Origin of the sequence: Escherichia sp. 93.1518 (assembly GCF_013368915.2) — a bacterium.
GTDB classification, from domain to species: Bacteria; Pseudomonadota; Gammaproteobacteria; order Enterobacterales; family Enterobacteriaceae; genus Escherichia; species Escherichia ruysiae.
Genome location: NZ_JABWMT020000142.1, coordinates 1 through 221 on the forward strand (window position 1 = coordinate 1; position 221 = coordinate 221).

Below are 221 nucleotides of genomic sequence, written 5' to 3' on the forward strand. Positions count from 1 at the left end.
AACGGCAAGATGCGGCGTGGCGGTTATCTGAAAATAGCCCGGCGTCAGCTCAATCCGCGACGGCGCTGCCGGTGCGGCGATCCGGAACGATACCGATGCAGGATCGCCCTGCTGTCCCCATGCATTTACCGCCCGGACTGTCAGCCTGTAATTTCCCAGCGCCAGCTGCCTGAAGCGGTATGTGGTTTCCGTCGTCCGGGCCGTGCTGACCAGCCGCTCAC

At 63.3% G+C, this 221-nt stretch carries 1 protein-coding gene; it reads right to left on the bottom strand.

The features are described from left to right. On the bottom strand, window positions 1–221 hold a 221-nt coding region (locus tag HEN21_RS22825; protein ID WP_445297818.1), incomplete at both ends, for a phage tail tip protein J-related protein.